Genomic DNA, 870 nt, shown 5'->3' with positions numbered 1-870 from the left:
GAATACGTTCCCGGGCCTTGTACACACCGCCCGTCACACCATGGGAGTGGACTGCACCAGAAGTGGTTAGCTTAACCTTCGGGGGAGCGATCACCACGGTGTGGTTCATGACTGGGGTGAAGTCGTAACAAGGTAGCCGTAGGGGAACCTGCGGCTGGATCACCTCCTTAAACGATTAGCGGATCGCGAGATAAGCGCTCACAATCAATTACCTGATCGACCAAGAGCAATGACTGTTTGGGTCACGGACCCAGTGGTAAAGCCGGGTCTGTAGCTCAGTTGGTTAGAGCGCACCCCTGATAAGGGTGAGGTCGGCAGTTCGAGTCTGCCCAGACCCACCAAATTCGATTGATGCATCGTTGAAGAAACACTCGTGTAGCAGGCTACACGTCGCGCTTCTTCGCCTCGCCTGAATCGAATTTAAACAGGTTCAAGGGTTACCCTTAAATCTGTACTTGTTATGGGGCCATAGCTCAGCTGGGAGAGCGCCTGCCTTGCACGCAGGAGGTCAGCGGTTCGATCCCGCTTGGCTCCACCACTGTCTTTGGAAAGTGCTGAAGAAGCTCAGCTGGGAGAGCGCCTGCCTTGCACGTCAGGTGGTCAGACCGGGGTCGCGCACGACTTCGATCCCGCTTGGCTCCACCAAATCGTTCCCCGTTGGCTCACGCCACACAGTCACCGAGTTCTAAGCCATCCGCTTCGTCGCGAACGCCGCGACCGAGTCGATCGCTTAGAGCTTCTGCTCTAAACGCTCTTTAACAATGTGGATCATGCTGACAGTTCTTCACCATTCGTAGTTGGAATGGCGAAGAGCGAAAAGTGATACGTCTCAAGCGTATCCGGCAATTGTCGTTGTGATCGCGCGACCAG

Annotated in this window: 2 tRNA genes and 1 rRNA gene; all 3 read left to right on the top strand. The window is 55.2% G+C overall.

Going from position 1 to position 870, the window contains the following annotated elements:
* Positions 1-170, top strand: a 16S ribosomal RNA gene (locus J0A90_RS18450); the annotation flags it as partial.
* Between the two features lie 94 nt (positions 171-264).
* Positions 265-341: transfer RNA gene (locus J0A90_RS18445), tRNA-Ile, on the top strand.
* Positions 342-462: 121 nt separating this feature from the next.
* Positions 463-538 (top strand) — tRNA-Ala (locus J0A90_RS18440).
* Positions 539-870 lie beyond the last annotated feature (332 nt).

This window comes from Salinicola sp. DM10 (assembly GCF_017306975.2).
In the GTDB taxonomy this organism is placed as follows: domain Bacteria; phylum Pseudomonadota; class Gammaproteobacteria; order Pseudomonadales; family Halomonadaceae; genus Salinicola.
Note: the sequence above shows the minus strand (reverse complement) of the source record. Positions and strands in the feature narration are given on the sequence as shown.